The organism is Pseudomonas sp. URIL14HWK12:I5, from assembly GCF_900176445.1.
Classification (GTDB): Bacteria; Pseudomonadota; Gammaproteobacteria; order Pseudomonadales; family Pseudomonadaceae; genus Aquipseudomonas; species Aquipseudomonas monteilii.
In genome coordinates this window covers 101,479-119,940 of record NZ_FWXQ01000009.1, presented here as the reverse complement: position 1 = coordinate 119,940, position 18,462 = coordinate 101,479, and the positions used below count along the sequence as shown (strand labels likewise).

Here is an 18,462-nt window from a genome sequence, read left to right as displayed (position 1 = left end):
TCCTTAAATGGCGAAGGATCAGTTGCCCGACAGGCTCAGGCGCACACCGAGCAGCTTTTCGTAGAGCTCGTTGACGCTGGTCGAATCCTTGCCACCCAGACCATTCAAACGAGCGGCGTTGTATGTTTGCAGAACCAGCTGACCCAGAGGCATGGAGTAGTTGCTGAACTCCTGCAAGCACAGGGAGATGTCCTTATGCATCAGGTCGATAGCGAAATTGGCTGGACGCTCTTCGGTGAACAGGGTCTTCGGCAGGTAATCCAGCATCTTGCTGCCGGCCAGACCAGCACCAAACACATCACAGAGAACCTGGAGATTTGCACCAGCCTTGACGCTGACAGACAGGACTTCACCCAGAGCAACAGTGTTGATCGCGGTCAGCAGGTTGTGGCTCAGCTTGGTCAGTTGACCTGCACCGACAGGGCCGCAATGAACGATGCGCGAAGCGAGGATTTCGAGTTCCGGACGAGCAGCGGCGATAACACTTTCATCACCACCGATCATCAGAACGAGGTTGCCCGAGGCCGCGCCTGCTACACCGCCGCTGACTGGGGAGTCGATGAACTTGACGTCTTTAGAGGAGCATTGAGCTGCGATGGCTTTAGCAGTAGCCGGGTCGACGGTGCTGAAATCGACGATGATTGCGCCAGGCTTCGCAGACTTCAGAACACCGCTTTCACCACTTACTGCATCCAGAAGAGTTCTCGGGCTCGGGAGGCTGAGCAGGATACGCTCTGCGGACTCGGCTGCGGCTTGTGGGCTCGAAGCTGCAATTGCACCTTTCGCAACCAGCTCGTTGACAGCGGTATTGTTGGGGTCAAAGACAGACACCTGATGGCCAGCTTCGATCAGCCTGGCAGCCATGCGGGAACCCATGCGGCCAACACCAATAAATCCAATTTTCATTTCAGACCTCTACCTTACCGTTAATTGTTCTACCAAGCGCCGCTCGGCTTTTTAGGCTGGTCATCGCTTGATTCGCTTAAGCGGCGCCTCGGAGTGGGCCTAATATAGGAAGGGCTTAAAGGAAAATAAAAGTTGTATATTTTAACGCTATAGGAAATTTTATCTTTCCAATAGACATGACACATAAGAGCAAAAGCATGCCCCATGAGAGCTCACCCTAAAGCCCCGTAATTGTTGGACTACGTACGCATGCAGCGAAGCGACGCACCAAATGAGTGCTAAATCGACTACTTTTCCGAGATATGGAAATAGTTTTAAGAAGAAAAAGTAATAAGCGCGGATGGATAGAGCCGGATTATTTAGCAGCTATTGCGCTTAGCAATAGCCTTCCTACTGAATCGCCCCTAGTTTCGTAGACACCTCCAAGCCTCAAAATGAGGCCCAAATAGGAGGTGCCATGAGTCGTCAGCGTTACCCTGAAGAATTCAAGATCGAAGCGGTCAAGCAAGTGACCGAGAAAGGCAAGCCTGTCGCTGATGTTGCCCAGCGCCTGGGCATGTCCGTTCACAGCCTTTACGCCTGGATCAAGGTCTACAGCAAGCCCCAAGAGCAGCGTCAGCAAGACGATGATCAGCAGGCCGAACTGCGCAAGCTGCGCGCTGAACTCAAGCGCGTGACGGAAGAGCGAGACATCTTAAAGAAGGCCGCCGCGTACTTTGCCAAGGAGTGCGGCTGAAGTACGCCTTCATCAAGAAGCACTCGACGGATTACCCGGTGCGGCGCCTTTGCCAAACCCTCAAGGTGCATCCCAGCGGCTACTACGCTTGGTTGGCGGAGCCTCAATCTGCCCGAGCAAAAGAAGATCATCGTCTGCTTGGTTTGATCAAACAGGCTTGGCTCGAAAGCGGAGGTGTGTACGGCTATCGCAAAATTCATGGTGACCTGCGTGAGCTGGGAGAGACATGCGGGCGAAATCGAGTCGGTCGTTTGATGCAAGCAGAGGGGTTGCGTTCGCAAACGGGTTATCGCCGTCGTCCTGGGTTTTATGGCGGAAAACCAACGGTGGCCTCGCCTAACCACCTTGCCCGGCAGTTCAAGGTCAGCGAGCCGAACAAGGTCTGGGTGACAGATATCACTTACATCCGCACCTATGAAGGATGGCTTTATCTGGCGGTAGTGCTGGATCTCTTCTCACGCCAAGTAATTGGTTGGTCAATGAAGCCAAGGATGTGCAGCGACCTTGCTATCGACGCGATGCTGATGGCCGTTTGGCGACGCAAGCCACAGCAGCAAGTGATGATTCACTCAGACCAAGGCAGTCAGTTCAGTAGCTCAGATTGGCAAAGCTTCCTTAAGGCTAACAATGTGGTCAGCAGCATGAGCCGACGGGGAAACTGCCACGACAATGCCGTAGCCGAGAGCTTTTTCCAGCTTTTGAAGCGGGAGCGGGTTCGACGAAAGATCTACGCGACGCGTGACGAAGCCCGGAGTGATATTTTCGATTACATCGAGATGTTCTATAACCCAAAACGTCGACACAGCAGTGCTATGCAGCTGTCTCCAGTAGAGTATGAGAAACGCTATTTCCTGAGCTTGGAGAGTGTCTAGGAAACCAGGGGCGATTCAAGTCTTGGTTAGAGGCCCCTAGGCAACTGGATCAATTCGACATCAGTGCCAACACTCTGGGACTAGCGATCTAACCGCACATGAAACTATGGCATTCGCTTCATATGTGCATCAAACCAATGGTTGCGCGAAATGTCGCACCCGTCTTTTAAGCGGTATGTGGCAGTTATGCGAATGAGGGTTTCATTATTGCTCGTGCAAACACCATCTATACGCTCTAGATTCGGATGAGAGCAAAGCCCATTAATAGTTTGTTCAAGATGGTCAAGACTTTGGCCTAAAACAGCATGTAATTCTTTATTGTTGGACGTTATCAAGTTCCTGTCGAAGCTGCCTGCCCCGGTTCGCTTGCACTCCTCTCGGGATATACCCTTCTGGATACAGTTGAACTTAACGTCATACCCGTGCACGGATCCTTCGTAGATTTCGACTGGGCGACCTTTCATCTTGTAAAGAATATTTTTTTTGGTCTTTAATGCAATGCGTGGGCCTAGGTAAATTCGTTTCAACGCTAGATCGGTATAATGCTGACGCCCCTCTCTGCCCCCGAGATACCTCCACTCTTTCTCATGTTGCCACTCCTGTCGCTTTTGCATTAACCTTTTGTTAACAACTTCCATTGGTTGAGAAATAGCAAGTAGTCCAAATGATACTGGTTCAGGAGCCACGGAATCGTAGACAACAGGTACCAATAAATGTTGGTGCAGATCACCAATTGCCAATTCTTGAGTGTCGAACTCCAGGCACATGCCTTCAAAATTGCTAGCGTAATATGCCCATAACGGATAGTCCAAATGGGTAGCCGACATCGAGATCAATCCTGATTTTTTTGCTGTCTCTGCTGCAGCTTTGATAACTTTTCTACCAGTCTCGACAATTTCTTTTGGTAGTAAAGCAGTATATAAATCATCAAAGGAGAGCTCGAACATTGCTTCCATTGGATCATTCATTTGCTCAAAACGCGGTGCGTATAGATAGTTATTAAGGATCGCATCGAGCTCTCGTTTCACGAGATCTGAATTTCCTAGCGGACGGTATCGATAGAGCGTTTTTGGCGGGGTAGTTTTAGTGTTAGATTCCACTGGAGGGTACCGGTTGCGAAAGCGTAAACCATGCCTTCACTCAGAGGCCATGGTTCTATGCGTGACTTAATGGAATGTGGTTGGGCTGCTATCGGCAGGGCTCCACGTTTTACAAAATTTCATGAACGGCTTGGAGACGCACTAAAGAAGCCAATGTGCCATCATGCACATCCATACGCAAGCCTCCATTCAGCGCAGGACCTTAAAGGTATTCGCTGCGTTGTGCTCACTAGCCTGTCGAACATATCAACCCTTACCGGACGTGTGTGTATTCGCGACAACCGACAGATCTGCCGTGCAGGGTAGAGACGAATGAGCGATGGAGAGGCTCAGGCTGTCAGGCCTGAATCTCTTTTAGTACTTGGGCAAACGTCGCCGGGTTCTCAAGGAAGTCGTAGAAACCCTTCGCATAAACCGCTGCCTTGGTATCGCCGTTGATCGTCCAGCCTGGATAGGCCTCGAACCGCATCTTGTCTCTACTACCAATATCGATTCGCAGGTCATGGACCATAGCTATGGTCTGGTCAGTTATCTCGCCCCTCAAAGCTTCCCGCAGATCCCCACCCTTCCACCAACCTACGTAGATGATTGGGGTTGGTGGGTGAGTTCTTCGCGCCTGTAAGAGGCAAGAGTTGAGGTGTAGATCTCCTAACCCGCTCCCCAACACAATTATTAGATCAGCCTCAATGGCTTCACGCGTTAACCCTCCATAGTAGGAGAGATAGGGCGCTTGCTGCAGTCGGCCGAGCTTATCTAAACCGGTGATGATCGCGCTTCTTTCCAGTTGTGTGCCATCCAAGCGTGAACTACCTGACCCGCCGCCACGCGCGTGCCTTATCGCCTCCTCCTTGCTTTCGTACCATCCTAGATCACCTATTCCAACGTCAGGATCTCGCTTGATGCTCAGGGGGAAACCAAAGTGAACTGAACCGTGAAGATGGAAAAGCCCAGGTGTATCCCACTGCTCCCAATAGTCCTTGGGGCTGAAGAGGCTGTATTCGTCCCTTTTATTTGTGAATCCGGTGAACAATCCTGGACAAGCCTGCGAGAAAAAATCGTCGTAGTTTGTCGTGTATATCCTGGGCACCCCGTGATTCTTTAGTTTTTCAATAAAGGCGCTGAGTGGTGCCAGACTGAGCTTTGGAGTGTTGGATGATGTAGACGCGATTTTGTAAATGGCCTCCAGCATTGCGTTAGCTGCAGCTCGTAGGGCCTCGTTTGTATGGTCGTGCTGCGGTCTCAAAAAGGGGTAGAGGACAGGCTTGTACTTCGGCACGGCTCCATCGATGTGGTTCATCGCTGCCAACTCGTGGAGCGAATGGTAAACGCGCTCAAAATGAGCCTCCCACGGCTCTGCACCGTAATACTCCTCAAGCGTACTTTTCACCCATTCGTAGGCCTTCAATCCCCCCGTTTTGACACAATATTGGTTGTTCCTAAGCTCGTTTTCGAGAGCTGCTGTAAAGTCTCTGGTCTGAGGAATACCGAAATCGACAGAGGCCCCGGCGCCGACAAGAACTAGAATTCTTTTTTTCCAAAACGTTGTCATTGATATCTCTTACGCGTAGGTAGTTTTCGCCAGCTTGTTCAGCAGGTATGGCTGCACGTGTCGCAGAGTCCGGTACTGAAGATATATAAATTCATGCTCGGTCGAATGGCGTCTTTTGGCCGTTTGCTGCCCTCAACCACCAGCCGGATCGACTCAAAGCGCTGCTACGCGCAGGGCTAATCACCGCCGTTCCGTGTACCCCAACAAACTACTCAACCCGGGCGCCTAGGGCGACTGGGGCCTGGATAATCCGCTCTAACCAACTCCACTCCATATATCGATCACCACGCCCCCTCAGATGGGTGTAACGCCGCAGCGAGTTCCAGTGACGATGACCGGAAACACTCGACACCCTCGGGATATCCCAATCCATTTCGAACAACCGGCTCACACCTTCATGGCGCAGATCGTGAAAATGCAGGTCCTCCACGCCAACCATCTTGCACGCTCTGGACCAGGCCGTGCCGATAGAGTCGGTGTTGTAAGGGAAGATCTCAGCGCACTGACGCGGCATGCTTTGCACAATCTCCCACGCCTCATCCGGAAGATGGCACCACACGTCGTTGCCGATCTTCTGCCCGGGGTTCTTCATGTCCCGTACTTTCACCGCCTGGCGGTGCTCATCCAGATCCTCCCACATGATGCGAGCGATCTCGTCCATACGGCGCGTGGAAAAGATGGCAAACGCAACCACCTTCGGCATGTGAATGACTGTCGGACGCCGTGCAAGCATCTCGAAGAAATGCTCAAGCACCTTGTCGAGTTCTTCAAGCGTTGGCCGGCGATCCCGCTCCCGGCTCTTCATGTTGTAGCCGAGGCGTTTCAGGACAAGGCGTGCGTCGGGCATAGCTTGGGGGTTGATCTCGTACTCCCACGCTGCCCTAGCAAGCGACAACACTGAACCCAGGTGAGCCAGATCATTGCCGGCTGTCTGCGGTTTGATGCCACCGCCTGCGGGGCTCATACGCCATAGGGCATAGTCCACCAGCACCTGCTGGCTGATGTCGGAGTCGACCATCTCACCCAGGTAGCTGTTCTTGATGGCGTTTAAAGTGCGTCGCTTGGTCTCGCCCAGAGGCCGAGCTTTCTCTGCCTCTACCAGGTAACGGTCGATCATCTGTTTGACCGTGTGCCCTACCCGGTTGGCGCGCTCGATAGCACCAGGCTCAGACAACTCAGTTTCCCGTCGCTTCGCCCAGGCCACTGCAGCCTGTTTGCGGGCGAACGTTTGGCTCTCTTGGTAGACTGTCACCTTGTCGCGATTAATGCTGATCTGCAAGCGCTTGGTAAAAACGCCCCAAAACCCCCGAAAATTGGTACAAAACACGTTGAACGAAATGACCGCAAAATCAGGCTACAAACCAGAAAATACGCGCCCTGAGCCGTCACGCCGCTTCAGCGTTGCACCTATGATGGACTGGACAGACCGCCACTGCCGCTTCTTCCTGCGCCTGCTCTCCAGCCAAACCCTGCTCTACACCGAGATGGTCACCACCGGCGCCCTCCTCCACAACGACGCCCACCGCTTCCTGCGCCACGACGTCTCCGAACACCCGCTGGCCCTGCAACTGGGCGGTAGTGTGCCCGCCGACCTGGCTGCCTGCGCGCGCCTGGCCGAGGAGGCCGGCTACGACGAGGTCAACCTCAACGTCGGCTGCCCGAGCGACCGGGTGCAAAACAACATGATCGGCGCCTGCCTGATGGCACACCCGGCACTGGTGGCCGATTGCGTGAAGGCCATGCGTGATGCGGTGTCGACGCCGGTGACGGTCAAGCACCGCATTGGCATCAATGGCCGCGACAGCTACGCCGAACTGTGCGACTTCGTTGGGCAGGTGCGAGAGGCCGGCTGCCGGAGTTTTACCGTGCATGCGCGCATCGCGATCCTGGAGGGGCTGTCGCCGAAGGAGAACCGCGAAATCCCGCCGCTGCGCTATGACGTGGCAGCGCAGTTGAAGGCCGACTTCCCGGACCTGGAGATCGTGCTCAACGGCGGGATCAAGACCCTGGCCGAATGCCAGGCGCACCTTGAAACCTTCGATGGCGTGATGCTGGGGCGTGAGGCATATCACAACCCTTACCTGCTGGCCGAGGTAGACCAGCAGCTGTTTGGCAGCGCGGCGCCGGTGGTCAGCCGTAGCGAGGCACTGGCACAGCTGCGCCCTTACATCGTGGCGCATATGGCAAGTGGTGGCGCGATACATCACGTTACCCGGCACATTCTAGGGTTGGCGCAGGGGTTCAAGGGCGCACGGCGCTTCCGCCAATTGCTGTCGGCGGATATTCACAAGGCCGCTGAGCCGTTGGCGGTGTTTGATCAGGCAGTCGAGTTGTTGCAAGGGCGGTGACAAGGCGGGATTGGGAACCTCGGGCCGGCTTGCGACTCGAATCTTCACCTTTCGCACCGCCCTTCGCGGGCAAGCCTGCTTCCACCGCTTGCCTGCATGGTTTCGACGGCCCTTGAGCGGCCGTCGGGGCTCGGGTAATGTCGAGTCATTGCACAGGACAGAGCACGCCCATGACCTCCAAGCTGGAACAACTCAAGCAGTTCACCACCGTGGTCGCCGACACCGGGGACCTGGATGCCATCACCCGCCTGAAGCCGGTCGATGCCACCACCAACCCGTCGCTACTGCTCAAGGCCGCCGCCATCCCGGGCTATGCCGATCTGCTCACGCAGGTGAAGGCCGATGCCAAGGGCAATGTCGACCTGGCTTGCGACAAGTTCGCAGTGGCCGTGGGCTCGGGCATTCTCAAGGTCATCCCGGGGCGTATCTCCACTGAAGTGGATGCGCGCCTGTCGTTCGATGAGCCGGCCCTGCTGGCCAAGGCGCGCAAGCTGATCGAGCTGTACGAAGCGGCCGGGGTTGGCCGTGACCGTGTGCTGATCAAGCTGGCCTCCACCTGGGAAGGCATTCGCGCCGCCGAAAAGCTGGAGAAGGAAGGCATCCAGACCAACCTAACCCTGCTGTTCTCCTTCGCCCAGGCACAAGCCTGCGCCGATGCCGGGGTGTTCCTGATTTCGCCGTTCGTGGGCCGTATTTACGACTGGTACAAGAAGAGCACCGGCAAGGAATACGTGGGCGCCGAAGACCCTGGTGTGCAGTCGGTCACGCGCATCTACGACTACTACAAGGCCAATGGCTACGACACCGTGGTCATGGGCGCCAGCTTCCGCAATATCGGCCAGATCGAACAACTGGCCGGTTGCGACCGCCTGACAATCAGCCCTGAGCTGTTGCAGCAGTTGAGCGATGACCAGGGTGAGCTGCCGCGCGTGCTCAAGCCTGGCAATGCGGGTGAACCCAAGCAACAGCTGAATGAAAGCCAGTTCCGCTGGGCAATGAACGAAGATGCCATGGGCACCGAGAAGTTGGCCGAAGGTATCCGCCAGTTTGCGCGGGACCAGGAAAAGCTGGAGAAGTTAATGGCTGAAAAGGCCTGATACAGTTCGGGTTTGCCTGACGGGCGGGAGGTGTTAAGCATTTTCCGCCCGTTTTGTTTTGCCCTGTTTTAGTTGTGTACTGAATTCCAGGGCCTTTTCGCGGGCTTGCCCGCAAAGAGGCCCGCATAGCCACCCGAGCTGTCGATGACCCCCTCTACCCCATTGCCCCTCGTGCTCGCCGGCCCGGTACTGCGCCGCCTGGAGCCTCAGCGCCTGGCCATCTGGCTGGTCGCCACCCAACCGCTGCAACCCGATTTCATCTGCCCCGCAGGCGAGGCCCAGGTCGATTGCCAGGTTCTCCCGGTCGGCCAACAGGCCTTCATTCACCTGCTGGATATCCACTTCGCAAATCCCCTGCCCTGCAACCAGCTGCTTGACTACGATCTGATGATCAACGGTCAAGGCATCGCCAGTTGGGCGCCACACTTGCTCTACCCCGGTACCCAGCGCCCAAGCCTGGTGCTGCGCGACCGCCTCGACCACTTGCTGCACGGTTCCTGCCGCAAGCCGCACCACCCCGCTGCCGATGGCCTGTTGTGCGCCGATCGCCTGCTCAAGGCCTGCACAAAGCCCGAGGACCGCCCGGCCGTGCTGCTGATGACCGGCGACCAAGTGTACGCCGACGATGTCGCCGGCCCCATGCTGCGCGCCATCCATACCCTGATCGCGCGCCTGGGCCTGTTCGACGAGCAGCTGGAGGGTGCGGTGGTGCCGGATAGCCAGGCGCTGTACCAACACCCGGCCAGTTACTACCACCGCGCCGACCTGCTGCCGGCGCAGGAACACAACGACACCTTGCGCGAGCGCTTTTTCGGCGGCAAACGCAAGCCGATTTTTTCGTCCAGCAACGCCGACAACCACTTGGTGACCTTCGCCGAGGTCATGGCCATGTACCTGCTGGTGTGGTCACCGGTGCCTTGGCAACTGGTGAACCTGGACATGCCCACCGGTCTTACCGACCAGCGCCAGGCCCGTTACCGGCAAGAGCTGCCATTGATCCAGGCGTTTGCCGACAACCTCGACCAGGTGGCGCGGGTGATGGCCCACCTGCCCTGCCTGATGATTTTCGACGACCACGACATCACCGACGACTGGAACCTCTCGGCACAGTGGGAAGAAACCGCCTACGGCCATCCGTTCTCGCGGCGCATCATCGGCAACGCCCTGCTCGGCTACCTGCTGTGCCAGGCATGGGGTAACAACCCGGACGGCTGCAAGCCACTGACCGAGCAATGCCAGGCGCTGACCGGTCAACACCAGGATGCGCTCATCGACGAGTTGTTGCGCTTCCAGGGCTGGCAATTCAGCCTGCCCACAAACCCGCCCCTGCTGGTGCTGGACACCCGCACCCGGCGCTGGCGCAGTGAAAGCAGTTTGGCCAAGCCGTCCGGCCTGCTCGATTGGGAGGCGCTGAGCGAGTTGCAGCAAGCACTGCTCGACCACCCGTCAGCGGTCATCGTGTCACCGGCGCCGATTTTTGGCGTGAAGCTGATCGAGACGGTGCAAAAGGTGTTCAGCTGGCTGGGCTATCCACTGTTGGTGGATGCCGAAAACTGGATGGCCCACCGAGGGGCGGCGCAGGTCATCCTCAACATCTTCCGCCACTCCCGCACACCGGGGCACTATGTGGTGCTGTCCGGGGATGTGCACTACTCGTTCGTCTATGAAGTGCTGATCCGCCACCGCCAGCGCAGCCCGCACCTGTGGCAGGTGACCAGCAGCGGGATCAAGAACGAGTTCCCCCGGCGTTTGCTGGATGTGCTCGACCGGCTCAACCGCTGGCTGTATTCGCCACGCTCGCCGTTGAACTGGTTCACCAGACGTCGGGAGATGGAAGTGGTACCGCGTACGCCCAGCCACAGCAAGGCTGGAGAGCGGCTGTGGAACGGGGCGGGGTTGGGGCAGGTGTTCTTCGACGAACAGGGGCGGCCAGTGCGGGTATTTCAGCTGGATGCCGGCGGCGCTGAAGCAACCGAGTTTGTTGCCGGGCGGTAGCCGGGCGACAGGTCAGCTTCGCTCCAGCGCACTGACCAGGTCATGGAACGCTTCGCGGTTGGAGTCGTTCAGGCCCATGAGGATCTTGTGCGCCTCCAGCACCTTGGAGCGCACCACGTCTTCGTTCTGGTCCTGCGATGGCAGGTCGGTCAGGCATTCCGGGCACGGAATTGGGCGATCGACGATGTTGAACACCTGATCGAAGCCCATCGACTGCAGCAACCGGGAAATGTCCGGGTTGGTGGTAACCACGGTCGGCAGCAAGCCCACCTTCTGCCGCGACAGGATCGACAGCTTGGCCAGCAGGCCCAGGGTGGTGCTGTCGATGCTTTCGGTTTCAGTCAGGTCGATGACAATCGCCGAGAAGTTCAACGCCGTGAAAATCTTCTCGATCGTCGCATCCAGCGCCGAACACAGGGTCAGGCGCACTTCACCGACAAATTTCAGTACGAAGGTACCACTCTGCTCGGCGAACTGGATTCTACCGGTACTCATTGAAGGTTCCTGCTCAACACCAATAGGGCGATATCATCCGGCATCTCCCCAAGCGTAGCCAATCCGAATCGTTGACGCAGCCCATCCAGGCTGCCACCTGCTGCCTTGACGATCTCCGGCAAGGCGGTTTCTTTATCTTTGAGCGTGTCACCCGGCAAAAGGTCCAGAATGCCATCGGACATCAGGCTGAGGCTGAACTGCGGTGGCAACTCGACTACCAGGTCCTGGTAGGTGGCCTCCTCAAACAGCCCCACCGGCAGCCCACGGCCTTCCAGATAGCGGGCGTGATCGGGGGTGTACAGCACCGGCAGCGGCAGATGGCCGCCCACGGCGTAGGTCAGCAGACCGGACTCTTCGTCGATCACACCGCCGACCATGGTGACGTGCTTGCCCAGCTTGCTATTGATCAGGCCGCGGTTGATATGGCTAAGCACTTCCGACGGCTTGAACTCGCGCATCCTGCTGCGCTTGAGCTCGAACATGAGCCGCGTGGTCATGAACTTCAACAGCACAGTGACAAAGGCCGACGACGCGCCATGCCCGGAAACATCGGCGAGGTAGAAGGCAATGCGCCGCTCGTCCACGCGGAAGTAATCGACAAAATCACCCGACAGGTACAGCGACGGAATGATCTGGTGCGCGAAAGCGAACTCGCCGGCTGCCCAGGGGCTTTCCGGCAGCATGTTCATCTGCACCTGGCGACCGGCGGTCTGGTCCTCCTGCAGCAGGTGCAGGCTGGCTTCCAGTTCGCGGTTGGCGGCTTCGAGCTTGTCGCGATAGCGCTGGTTTTCCAGCACCAGGCGCGAACGGTCGAGGGCGCGGCGCACCGAATGCTCGAGTACGGCCAGGTCTTCCAGCGGTTTGATCAGGTAGTCGGCGGCGCCCAGGCGCAACGCTTCAACCGCATCACTCATGACGCCGGCACCAGACACCACGATCACCGGCAACTGCGGCGCGCGCTCGCTGACCTGGCGGATCAGTTCGAGGCCGCCCATCTGCGGCATGCGCAGATCGCAGATCACGAGGTCGGGCTGGTGTTCTTCGAAGACCTGAAGCCCCTGCTGGCCATTACCGGCCTGGAGGACGCTGAAGCCACTGTCTTCAAGATAGGCGGCGAGGCTCGCACGGACCACGTCGTCGTCATCGATGATCAGCAGCGTTGCACTGGTTTTCTGCATGTGGGCGAACGGCGCCGATTTAGGTTGGTGCAGCGGTGTCGGCAAGGCAGACGGCCAGCTACGGGAATTCTTTAGGGTCACACTCTACTTGAGTTGTAGGACAAGAACACCTGCCCGGCAACTCTCCGGCAACTGTCAGAGCTACCTTGTAAGGCGCAGACGGTACTCCCATCCGGCAGGGGTTTCAAGCATGCAAGGGTCGACCTCGCCGCTCTTTACAGGGCAAATCACCGGGAGTTATAAGAAAGTCGACCAGCGCAACCCGATGGGAAGGATGCAGCATGCCCCACACGCCCTCCAGCCACAGCGAGAAACGCGACTTTATCCGTATGCGCATCGACACCGAGGCCAGCCTGCTGCATGAAGGCCAGGTGATTGCGGCGGTGTGCCTGGACCTGTCCAGCGGCGGCATGCAGGTACAGGCACCGCAGCGCTTTCTGGTGGGGGATCATATCGAGGTGCGGATCGACTCAGAGCACCCGGCGCTCAAAGGGCTGCATGCCAGCACCGAAGTGGTATGGATTGCCGACCAGCCGGGCGGGCAGCAGAAGTTCGGGCTGCGGATTCTGGCGATGCACTGAACCTGGGGCCGCGTTGCAGCCCCAGGCCAGCCCACGGATCAGAAGTCGTCTTCGACTTCGCCGTCCTGCACCTTGAACTCGCGGTTCTGCAGGTAGGCGTTGCGAATGAAGATGTACTTGTCACCCTGAATCAGCTTCTCGGCCGACAGCAGGTCGGCACGGGTGTCGATCACGTCCAGGGCGAAGATCGAGTTACGCGTCGGCACATGGTCGATGTAGCGGTAGGGTTTGGTGTAGGTGTCCGGGTATTTGGCTACGCCGTCACGTACGGTGCTCGGCCCCAGCAGCGGGATGACGACGTACGGGCCGCTCGGCACGCCCCAATAACCCAAGGTCTGGCCAAAGTCCTCGTCATTACGTTGCAGGCCCATCTTGGTACCCACATCGAAGAAGCCGCCCAGGCCGAACGTGGTGTTGACGATCAGCCGCGCAGTATCCACGCCCGCTGCATGAGGCTTGAGCTGCAGCAGGTCGTTGGCCAGGTTGGTCACGTCGCCCAGGTTGCGGAAGATGTTGTGGATGCCATCTTCAAGGAACTGCGGGGTGACCGCCTGGTAGCCCTTGGCCAAAGGCTTCAGGGCATAGGTGTCGAGGGTATCGTTGAAACGGAAGATCGGGCGGTTGACCGCTTCCCAGGGATCTTCCTCGGTGGCGGCCTGGGTGGCTGCCACGGGCGCCAGCAGCAAGCTGGCGCAGACACAGGCCTGGGTGACTCGTTCGATCACACTGGCACCGATCCTACGCATAGATGTCTCTCCATCGAATTTCTCGGCCGCACGCGCAACGGGGCGCGCTGCTGGTAAGGCGGCAGTATAGAGGCTTGCGGCCCGATAAACAGCTTTACACATTTTTGCTCAATATTTTGTGAACAACTGTTGCGCGGGCGAGCCTGTCACAGGCCGGTAACAATCAGCGAATAGCCTGCGGACTATTTGGGGGAAGTTGCCATGGACGCTGCACCCGCCTTCACCGCTGTGCTGTTCGGCTTGCGCGGCTGCCTGGTGGAGGCTGCCAATGGCGGCGCCCCCTCACCCGCTCCCGGCGCACTGGCCACCCTCGCCAGCCTGCGTCATCGCCAGGTGCCGTGCATCTGGCTGGATGACCTCACCGCCGCCCACAGCAAACGCCTGGCCCATGTGCTGCCCGACTGGCTGCCAGGGCACCTGGTCAACGGCGTCCGCTGGCCAGCGCCCAACGCCTGCTGGCAGGCCTTGATGAGCCTGGACAGCGAACGCCTGGACGGCTGCGTGCTGGTCAGCGGCGACCCGCGCCTGCTGCAGTCGGGCCTTAACGCGGGCCTGTGGACGGTGGGCCTGGCGGCCTGCAGCCCGCTCTGCGACCGCAGCTCGCAGCAATGGCAAGCCATGAGCACACAAGAACAAGACCTGGCTCGCGGCAAGGCGACGCTGGAGCTGTTCAGCCTGGGCGTGCATTCGGTAATCGACCACCTCGAAGCGCTGGATACCTGCCTGCAGGACATCGCGCAGCGCCGCCGCAAAGGTGAAAAACCCTGATACAGCACCTTTGACACGGATCATGCAAAGCGGCGGCAGGTGGATTACGCTGAAGACAGGCCAGAACCTTTGCCGCTTCGCTGAGGTCCATGGTTTGCCAAGCCATTGATGGAGAACTGCCAATGCCTGCCCGCGAATTGCAAGAGCGCCTGAACAGCTTGCGCGAGCAACTGGACCGCAACGTACCGCTTTCGGAAGAAGAGCTGGCCGCGCTGCACGAAGAAGCGCGCCAGATCGAGGCGCAACTGAAACTTGAGGAAGCCACCCCGGACAACAACCTGGTCGATGGCGTGAACCTGGCGATCGAACGCTTCGAGGCCGACCACCCCGACCTCACCGCCACCCTGCGCAGCATTGCCAACTCGCTGCACAGCATGGGGATCTGAAATAGCCGGGGCTGCGTTGCAGCCCTTGTGCCGCGAAAGGGGCGCAGAGCGCCCCCCAGCGTACGGGAACCTTACTGCCTAACCAGCCGCGTGTTCTGCGGGCTGATCGCCCCGGTGCTGCGGTAAGGGTTGATGTCCAGCCCACCCCGGCGCACATAGCGCGCATACACCGTCAGGTGCTCCGGCTGCAGCAGGTTCTTCAAGTCCAGGTAAATGCGTTCTACGCACTGCTCGTGGAAGTCGGCATGCTGGCGGAAGCTGATCAGGTAGGTCAGCAGGCTGGCATGGTCCAGCGCCCTGCCCTTGTACTCGACCACCACGCTGCCCCAGTCCGGCTGGCCGGTAACCGGGCAGTTGGACTTCAGCAGGTGGCTGTGCAAGGTTTCTTCCACCACCCGCTCCGGGTCGCAACGCAGCAGTTCCGGCTGCGGCTGCTCGTAGTTGCTGATGGCCACATCCAGTGCATCGATGCACAGCCCCGGCAAAGCCACCACACCCTGGGCCTCGACCTCGGCCAAGGTCCGCACTTTCACGCCCACCGGCTTGCCAGCGGCAGCGGACAGGTCTTTTTCCAGGCACGCCTGCAACTCGCCCAGCGAGGCGAACACCGTCTGGTTCAGCGAGTTGAGGTACAACTTGAACGACTTGGATTCGATGATGTTCGGCGAATCAGCCGGAATGGCGAACTCGCCGATCGCCACCACAGGCTTGCCCGACGGCAGCAGCCAGCTCAGCTCAAAACAGTTCCAGTAATCCACGCCCTGCCAGGGCAAGGTCTGCGCGGTAACGCCCAGCTCGGCCCACTTGGCAGTACGCGGGATCGGGAACAGCTGCTCCGGGGAGTAGGTGGCAACGTATTCGCTGGATTTGCCCAGCGGGGAGTGTTCGGCAGCGGGATGCATGGAAACTGACCTAGAGGTTCGAAATTGCCCCTAGTTTACCGGTTTTGCACCCCGCCTTGCAGGGCAAGTCACTCGATGGTCAAGACCCCGACCATACCGGCCTGGTAATGCCCTGGTACGTTGCAGGCAAACTCGATGGGCGCCGACTGGCGGAAGGTCCAGGTCAGCTCGGCGCGCTGGCCGGGCATTACCAGCACGGTATTGCCACCGCCGTGACCATGGCCGCCACCGTGATCCATCATCTGGCTGTGATCCATGCCTTCATGGTTCATGGCCTGGGTGAACATCCTGCCTTGCATGGCGACCATTTCTTTCTGGTGCTCGGCATGCATGGCCTTGTCACCCAGGTTGAACTCGTGCGGCAGCTTGCCCTCGTTGACCAGCACGAAGCGCACCGTCTCACCGGCTTTTACCTGCAGGCTCTTGGGCTCGAAGGCAATGTCTTTGAGCACCACGTCCACCGTGCGGGTGGCTTTGGCCGCCGGGGCCGGCTCGCCGAAGGCGAAGGTTTTCGCCTCGGCAGAAAAGGCTGGCAGGCTGACCAAGGCAAGGGTGGCGGCGATGAACAGGTGTTTCATGATGACTCCGGGCATGCACAACAGTATGAGGCGACCTTAGTCAGGGACGGCTGGCGGCAACCTGACAGGGAGATTACAACGTTGTCAGCTTGAGTGACGACCGGGATAGTCACGTATCATTTCAAGCATCACCCGGCCCTTGCTGGAGGCAAGCTACCCAATGAAATTGCTGATCGTCGAAGACCAGGCCCGCACCGGCCAGTACCTGAGACAAGGCCTGAGCGAAGCCGGCTTCGCCACCGAACTGGCCACCGATGGCGAAACCGGCCAGTTCCTGGCGCTGACCGGTGACCATGACCTGCTGATCCTCGACGTGATGCTGCCCGGCCGGGATGGCTGGCAGATCCTGCAAGCGGTGCGCCAGGCCGGCCTCGACACGCCGGTACTGTTCCTCACCGCACGCGACGCCGTCGAAGACCGGGTGCACGGCCTGGAGCTGGGCGCCGATGATTACCTGGTCAAGCCCTTTGCCTTCTCCGAGCTGCTGGCCCGGGTGCGCACCTTGCTGCGCCGTGGCACCAACCCCGGCCAGGACACCATCCTGAGCTTGGCCGACCTGCGCCTGGATCTGATCCGTCGCCGCGCCGAGCGCGCCGGCCAGCGCATCGACCTGACCGCCAAGGAGTTCGCCCTGCTCGAACTGCTGCTGCGCCGCCAGGGCGAGGTGCTGCCAAAATCGCTGATTGCCTCGCAGGTATGGGACATGAACTTCGACAGCGACACCAACGTGATCGAGGTGGCAATCCGCCGCTTGCGACTGAAGATTGACGACCCGCACACCAACAAACTCATCCACACCGTACGCGGCATGGGGTATGTACTCGAAGAGCGTGCAGATTGATGCGCAGGCTTTCCCTCGGCAGCCGTTTGGCCCTGTTGTTCGCCGCCTGCACAGCAGCCGTCTCGCTTGGTGCCGGCCTGTTGTTCAGCAAGGCCAGCGAGCAGCATTTCGTCGAGCTGGACCAACAATTGCTGGACTCGCGCCTGTCGCTGTTCCGCGCACAACTGGCCGGTATCAGCACGCCGGAAGATTTACAGGCCCGCCTGCCCGCCCTGCACGATGAGCTGAGCCACCAGGCCGACCTGGCCTTGCGCATCAGCGGCAACGATGGCACCACCTGGTTCGAAAGCCGCACAGGGCTGCCGCAGGCACCACGGCCAGCGGGGCTGGCTACCCTGCACGCGCAAGGTACCGACTACCGCAGCCTGGCCGTGCACCTGGCACAAGCCACAACACCGTCGCCGCAACTCACCCTTTACCTGGACATCACCCACCACCAGCACTTCCTGCAAGGCATGCAACGGTTGATCTGGCTAACCGTCGGCCTGTCGGCGCTGGCCACCGCGCTGCTCGGCGCCTGGGCCGCACGCAGTGGGCTACGCCCTTTGCGGCAGATGGGCCAGGTGGCCGCTGGCGTGTCGGCACGTTCGCTCACCACCCGCCTGCCGGTGGCGCAGATGCCCGAAGAACTGGCCGAGCTGGCCACCAGCATGAACGCCATGCTGCAACGCCTGGACGATGCCTTCCAGCGCCTGTCGGCGTTTTCTGCCGACATCGCCCACGAGCTGCGTACCCCCCTGTCCAACCTGCTGACCCACACCCAGGTCACCCTCACCCGCCCCCGCAGCCTGGAGGAGTACCGCGAGGCGCTGCATGGCAACCTGGAAGAGCTGCAGTGGATGGCGCAGATGATCAACGACATGCTGTTCCTGGCCAAAGCCGATCACGGCCTGCTGGTGCCGGGGCAGGCGCCGCTGGCGTTGCATGAAGAAGTGGATGCACTGCTGGAGTACTACGCGCCGCTCGCCGAGGACAGCGGGGTGCAGATGTTGCGTGAGGGAGAAGCCGTGTTGCAGGGCGACCGGCATATGCTGCGGCGAGCGTTGTCCAACTTGCTGGACAACGCCCTGCGGTTTACCCCGGCGGGCGGGCAGATAAGGGTGACGCTGGAGCCGGGGCCTACAATCTGCGTGGCCAATACCGGGCAGGCTATCGACCCTGCGGCGTTACCACGGTTGTTCGACCGCTTCTACCGGGTCGACCCAGCGCGACGGGAAGGCAGCAGCGAGCATGCGGGGTTGGGTTTGGCGATTACCCGGTCGATCGTGCAGGCCCATGGCGGGTGCATCCGGGCGGAATGCGAGGATGGGTGGACGCGGTTTTTGATCGAGTTCACTCAGGATCGTTGAAATTGGGGCTGCTTCGCAGCCCCCAGACTCTCAGG

At 59.2% G+C, this 18,462-nt stretch carries 18 protein-coding genes; 9 read left to right on the top strand and 9 right to left on the bottom strand.

All coding sequences use genetic code 11. The features are described from left to right. Nucleotides 1-18: 18 nt before the first annotated feature. A complete protein-coding gene (locus tag B9A31_RS20480) occupies nt 19-906 on the bottom strand; it encodes an NAD(P)-dependent oxidoreductase (protein ID WP_084297310.1) in 888 nt (295 codons plus the stop codon). A 457-nt stretch (nt 907-1,363) separates the two neighbouring features. Between B9A31_RS20480 and B9A31_RS20475 the strand changes: the two genes are divergently transcribed. Next, a protein-coding gene (locus tag B9A31_RS20475; RefSeq protein ID WP_143512074.1) for an IS3 family transposase occupies nt 1,364-2,514 on the top strand; the annotation gives its coding sequence in 2 pieces (ribosomal slippage) (nt 1,364-1,607 and nt 1,607-2,514; 1,152 coding nt in all). 104 nt (nt 2,515-2,618) lie between these two features. On the opposite strand, the gene B9A31_RS20470 is transcribed toward B9A31_RS20475, so the two are convergent. The 3 genes from B9A31_RS20470 to B9A31_RS20460 all read right to left on the bottom strand — a co-directional run bounded on the left by B9A31_RS20470 (nt 2,619) and on the right by B9A31_RS20460 (nt 6,442). Beyond that, a complete protein-coding gene (locus B9A31_RS20470) occupies nt 2,619-3,542 on the bottom strand; it encodes a DUF2971 domain-containing protein (protein WP_256576265.1) in 924 nt (307 codons plus the stop codon). A 409-nt stretch (nt 3,543-3,951) separates the two neighbouring features. Further along, complete coding sequence (locus B9A31_RS20465) at nt 3,952-5,163, bottom strand: SIR2 family protein (protein WP_084297308.1); 1,212 nt, start codon at nt 5,161-5,163, stop codon at nt 3,952-3,954. A 208-nt stretch (nt 5,164-5,371) separates the two neighbouring features. Further along, the gene (locus tag B9A31_RS20460) at nt 5,372-6,442 is read right to left on the bottom strand and encodes a site-specific integrase (RefSeq protein ID WP_232104733.1); all 1,071 of its coding nucleotides are present in this window, start codon (nt 6,440-6,442) and stop codon (nt 5,372-5,374) included. A 58-nt stretch (nt 6,443-6,500) separates the two neighbouring features. On the opposite strand from B9A31_RS20460, the gene dusA reads away from it, so the two are divergent. The 3 genes from dusA to B9A31_RS20445 all read left to right on the top strand — a co-directional run bounded on the left by dusA (nt 6,501) and on the right by B9A31_RS20445 (nt 10,603). Beyond that, nucleotides 6,501-7,511 carry a tRNA dihydrouridine(20/20a) synthase DusA gene (dusA, locus tag B9A31_RS20455; protein WP_084297306.1) on the top strand — a complete coding sequence of 337 codons (1,011 nt, stop codon included), beginning with the start codon at nt 6,501-6,503 and terminating at the stop codon, nt 7,509-7,511. 170 nt (nt 7,512-7,681) lie between these two features. Continuing rightward, nucleotides 7,682-8,608: a transaldolase gene (gene tal, locus B9A31_RS20450; RefSeq protein ID WP_019096599.1), complete on the top strand. Its 927-nt coding sequence runs from the start codon at nt 7,682-7,684 to the stop codon at nt 8,606-8,608. A gap of 144 nt (nt 8,609-8,752) precedes the next feature. Beyond that, a complete protein-coding gene (locus B9A31_RS20445) occupies nt 8,753-10,603 on the top strand; it encodes an alkaline phosphatase D family protein (RefSeq protein WP_027615685.1) in 1,851 nt (616 codons plus the stop codon). A gap of 12 nt (nt 10,604-10,615) precedes the next feature. Here B9A31_RS20445 and rssC read toward each other — a convergent pair whose 3' ends face one another. Together rssC and rssB are read right to left on the bottom strand one after the other, a co-directional pair. After that, nucleotides 10,616-11,098 carry an anti-sigma factor antagonist RssC gene (gene rssC, locus B9A31_RS20440; protein ID WP_019096598.1) on the bottom strand — a complete coding sequence of 161 codons (483 nt, stop codon included), beginning with the start codon at nt 11,096-11,098 and terminating at the stop codon, nt 10,616-10,618. After that, the gene (gene rssB / locus B9A31_RS20435) at nt 11,095-12,276 is read right to left on the bottom strand and encodes a two-component system response regulator RssB (RefSeq protein ID WP_019096597.1); all 1,182 of its coding nucleotides are present in this window, start codon (nt 12,274-12,276) and stop codon (nt 11,095-11,097) included. Before rssB ends, rssC begins: the two co-directional genes overlap by 4 nt. Nucleotides 12,277-12,557: 281 nt before the next feature. On the opposite strand from rssB, the gene B9A31_RS20430 reads away from it, so the two are divergent. Further along, the gene (locus B9A31_RS20430) at nt 12,558-12,857 is read left to right on the top strand and encodes a PilZ domain-containing protein (protein ID WP_019096596.1); all 300 of its coding nucleotides are present in this window, start codon (nt 12,558-12,560) and stop codon (nt 12,855-12,857) included. Between the two features lie 38 nt (nt 12,858-12,895). Here the strand turns inward: B9A31_RS20430 and B9A31_RS20425 are convergent, their stop codons facing one another. Next, nucleotides 12,896-13,603, bottom strand: coding sequence for an MlaA family lipoprotein (locus tag B9A31_RS20425; protein ID WP_025754453.1), 708 nt, complete (start codon nt 13,601-13,603; stop codon nt 12,896-12,898). 201 nt (nt 13,604-13,804) lie between these two features. Between B9A31_RS20425 and B9A31_RS20420 the strand changes: the two genes are divergently transcribed. Together B9A31_RS20420 and B9A31_RS20415 are read left to right on the top strand one after the other, a co-directional pair. Then, the gene (locus B9A31_RS20420) at nt 13,805-14,371 is read left to right on the top strand and encodes a hypothetical protein (RefSeq protein ID WP_025754454.1); all 567 of its coding nucleotides are present in this window, start codon (nt 13,805-13,807) and stop codon (nt 14,369-14,371) included. Nucleotides 14,372-14,493: 122 nt separating this feature from the next. Then, nucleotides 14,494-14,757, top strand: coding sequence for a DUF4404 family protein (locus tag B9A31_RS20415; RefSeq protein ID WP_003248815.1), 264 nt, complete (start codon nt 14,494-14,496; stop codon nt 14,755-14,757). Nucleotides 14,758-14,828: 71 nt separating this feature from the next. Here the strand turns inward: B9A31_RS20415 and queF are convergent, their stop codons facing one another. Both queF and B9A31_RS20405 read right to left on the bottom strand, forming a co-directional pair. Beyond that, nucleotides 14,829-15,659 carry an NADPH-dependent 7-cyano-7-deazaguanine reductase QueF gene (gene queF, locus B9A31_RS20410; protein ID WP_084297305.1) on the bottom strand — a complete coding sequence of 277 codons (831 nt, stop codon included), beginning with the start codon at nt 15,657-15,659 and terminating at the stop codon, nt 14,829-14,831. A gap of 68 nt (nt 15,660-15,727) precedes the next feature. Further along, the gene (locus tag B9A31_RS20405) at nt 15,728-16,237 is read right to left on the bottom strand and encodes a cupredoxin domain-containing protein (RefSeq protein ID WP_019096219.1); all 510 of its coding nucleotides are present in this window, start codon (nt 16,235-16,237) and stop codon (nt 15,728-15,730) included. 160 nt (nt 16,238-16,397) lie between these two features. On the opposite strand from B9A31_RS20405, the gene cinR reads away from it, so the two are divergent. Both cinR and B9A31_RS20395 read left to right on the top strand, forming a co-directional pair. Continuing rightward, nucleotides 16,398-17,078, top strand: a complete 681-nt coding sequence (cinR, locus tag B9A31_RS20400; RefSeq protein ID WP_084297304.1) for a two-component system response regulator CinR — start codon at nt 16,398-16,400, stop codon at nt 17,076-17,078. Further along, nucleotides 17,075-18,427, top strand: a complete 1,353-nt coding sequence (locus B9A31_RS20395) for a heavy metal sensor histidine kinase (RefSeq protein ID WP_019096217.1) — start codon at nt 17,075-17,077, stop codon at nt 18,425-18,427. The genes cinR and B9A31_RS20395 overlap by 4 nt, the downstream gene beginning before the upstream one ends. Nucleotides 18,428-18,462 lie beyond the last annotated feature (35 nt).

Excerpts from the sequence above, each read along its gene's own strand:
- B9A31_RS20480 (WP_084297310.1), bottom strand. The coding sequence starts at position 906 with ATGAAAATTGGATTTATTGGTGTTGGCCGCATGGGTTCCCGCATGGCT.
- B9A31_RS20465 (WP_084297308.1), bottom strand. The coding sequence starts at position 5,163 with ATGACAACGTTTTGGAAAAAAAGAATTCTAGTTCTTGTCGGCGCCGGG.
- dusA (WP_084297306.1), top strand. The coding sequence starts at position 6,501 with ATGACCGCAAAATCAGGCTACAAACCAGAAAATACGCGCCCTGAGCCG.
- tal (WP_019096599.1), top strand. The coding sequence starts at position 7,682 with ATGACCTCCAAGCTGGAACAACTCAAGCAGTTCACCACCGTGGTCGCC.
- B9A31_RS20445 (WP_027615685.1), top strand. The coding sequence starts at position 8,753 with ATGACCCCCTCTACCCCATTGCCCCTCGTGCTCGCCGGCCCGGTACTG.
- rssC (WP_019096598.1), bottom strand. The coding sequence starts at position 11,098 with ATGAGTACCGGTAGAATCCAGTTCGCCGAGCAGAGTGGTACCTTCGTA.
- rssB (WP_019096597.1), bottom strand. The coding sequence starts at position 12,276 with ATGCAGAAAACCAGTGCAACGCTGCTGATCATCGATGACGACGACGTG.
- B9A31_RS20430 (WP_019096596.1), top strand. The coding sequence starts at position 12,558 with ATGCCCCACACGCCCTCCAGCCACAGCGAGAAACGCGACTTTATCCGT.
- B9A31_RS20425 (WP_025754453.1), bottom strand. The coding sequence starts at position 13,603 with ATGCGTAGGATCGGTGCCAGTGTGATCGAACGAGTCACCCAGGCCTGT.
- B9A31_RS20420 (WP_025754454.1), top strand. The coding sequence starts at position 13,805 with ATGGACGCTGCACCCGCCTTCACCGCTGTGCTGTTCGGCTTGCGCGGC.
- B9A31_RS20415 (WP_003248815.1), top strand. The coding sequence starts at position 14,494 with ATGCCTGCCCGCGAATTGCAAGAGCGCCTGAACAGCTTGCGCGAGCAA.
- queF (WP_084297305.1), bottom strand. The coding sequence starts at position 15,659 with ATGCATCCCGCTGCCGAACACTCCCCGCTGGGCAAATCCAGCGAATAC.
- B9A31_RS20405 (WP_019096219.1), bottom strand. The coding sequence starts at position 16,237 with ATGAAACACCTGTTCATCGCCGCCACCCTTGCCTTGGTCAGCCTGCCA.
- cinR (WP_084297304.1), top strand. The coding sequence starts at position 16,398 with ATGAAATTGCTGATCGTCGAAGACCAGGCCCGCACCGGCCAGTACCTG.